The following is a 2143-nucleotide window of genomic DNA, read 5'->3' on the forward strand; positions in this document are numbered from 1 at the left end:
CAGGAAGTCGTCGGCTTCGCCTGGCAGCTTGAGGCCGTTCTCGAGTGAACGGTCGGCGCCGGTGACGCCGCCCTCGACAGCCAACGGTCCGCGCAGCTTGGACAGGTAATGGCCGGAAACCGGGAAAACCTTGACGCCTTCGCGGGTGATCGGCACTTCGTATTCGGTGTCGGCGCGCAGTTCGACCGTCTGCTGCTGGTAGTAGTTGGCCGGCGTGAACACGGCCAGGGCCGCGGTGCGAACCACGTGCACATCGTTCAGCGTGGCGCCGAGATGCGGCAGGATCTGCGCGACATTGGTGCCGGTGATCTGGATCGAGGTGTCCTTGGTGTCGTTGTCGCCGCGGATGATCGCGATCTTGAAGTCGCCGATCAGATTGTCGGCCGTATCGAACACGCGGATCCACTGTCCTTCGAGGAAACCGAATGACAGCCAGCCATCGTCCTTGTCGCCAAGTCCGGCGATGGTGATCCGGTAGGTCGGCACAAGTCCTTCCATGACCTGCTCGAAGCGGATATTGCCGGTGTACTCGCCGTCCCGCGCCAGATCGGACAGGATGACGTCGTCCTTCGCGCCTGTCGCTGCCAACAGCCTGTCGACCTTGAAGAACTTTCCGTCCGCATCGATCGAGGTGATGAAATAGTCGCCGCTGCCGGCGCCGGCATTGCCGATGCGTATCTGCTGGCCGACGAAGAAGCCTTCATCGACGAAGCTGCCGAGATCGGCACCGGTGCTACGCGTGATCTTGCCCAAGCCACCTTCGTTGGAGAAGACAAGATTGCCGTCGAATATCTGCGTTGGCCTGAGGCCGCCAATGATGCTGTATCCGGAGCCGGGCGTGACCGCGACGCCATTGACACTAACGACATCCGCCAGACCGTCCGTTAGTACCGCGACGCTGACGTTGGTCGACGGCGCCTTGGTCAGCCGGATCGTATAGTCGTCGGTGTCCGATCCATCGCCGTTGAGCAGCGTATTGCCTTCACTCTCCAGCACAACCGCGCCGGCGCTGTCATTGTCGATCACGTCGATGTCGACATAGCCCGGGCCTGAGCGCAGGTTCGGGAAGACATAGTTGTGGTTGGCGTCGACTGTCAGCGCCTGGTCGAGCTGGAAGAAGATCGCCGCCGTGTGCGGGTCCTCACGCGGGATGTCGTCGCGCGCTTCGATGCCGACGCGCACCGCATCGTTCCAGTTGCCGCTGTCGAAAGTGATGCGCCAGTAGCCGTCGGCACCCTTGAACATGCGGTTGTCGAGACCGTTCGGATCATCGACGTCGTAGATCATGATGTTTTCGTCGCTGAACTCGTTGACGTACAACTTGACGACGATCGTGTCGCCCGCGTCGGGCGCCTTGGCGAGCTGCACCAGCAGTTCGTCATTCAGCTTGGTCGTGGCATTGCCTTCGATGACCAGCGAGCGGCCATCTTCGGTGTTCGTGCCGGGCGTCACCTCGGTGACATAGATTCCGGGCGTGTCGTTGTCACGCAGGTCGACCTCGACGTTGCGCACGTCCGCCGCGTCGAAGGGATCGCCGTTCGGATAGGCCGCGGCCAGCAGTGCCGGTGCGACACCGCTGGTGTCGGAGATGACACTGTGCTGGACGACGACCACTCGATCGCCCTCAGCGCGCAAATCGTCGGGCGCATAGAGGTACACGTTCTGCGCCGTGTTCCAGTTGGTACTGTCGAAGGCCAGCACGATCGAGCGGTCGTTGATGATCGTCGGAACGCCGTTGATGGTGATGACATGCTGGAATTCGCCGTCGGTTCCGACAGCGCCGGGATCCAGCTTCGATAGCCAGATCGTATCGCCGATGCCATTCGGCAACGGTGCCGGATTGATCAGCGTGCCGTCTTCTTCCTGCTGTGGCGAACGTGCCGCCGAGATCGTCACATAGACGATCTGGCCGGCCAGCGGCGCCACCGCCAGCCTGACGGTGTAACTGTCGACATTGCGCGGCCCGCCTTCGCGAACAGCCGTGAAGCCATCCGTTTCGTCGATGCGGACGATGCCCTCCTGGGGGCCGGCCACGTGATAGTCGAAGCCGTCGACGAGGACGCCATCGTAGAGTGGATCGCCCGAAGTGACGAGGTGGTCAACGGCGCCGGAGGCACCTTCGAGTTCGCGCGTGATGATATCT

At 62.2% G+C, this 2143-nt stretch carries 1 protein-coding gene; it reads right to left on the reverse strand.

The window, feature by feature from the left end; all coding sequences use genetic code 11:
- A partial coding sequence (locus EN906_RS37545) for a hypothetical protein (protein WP_206529221.1) occupies window positions 1-2034 on the reverse strand: 2034 nt, incomplete at its 3' end.
- Between the last annotated feature and the right edge of the window lie 109 nt (window positions 2035-2143).

The sequence above is a fragment of the Mesorhizobium sp. M7A.F.Ca.CA.004.06.1.1 genome, assembly GCF_003999135.1.
GTDB lineage: Bacteria > Pseudomonadota > Alphaproteobacteria > Rhizobiales > Rhizobiaceae > Mesorhizobium.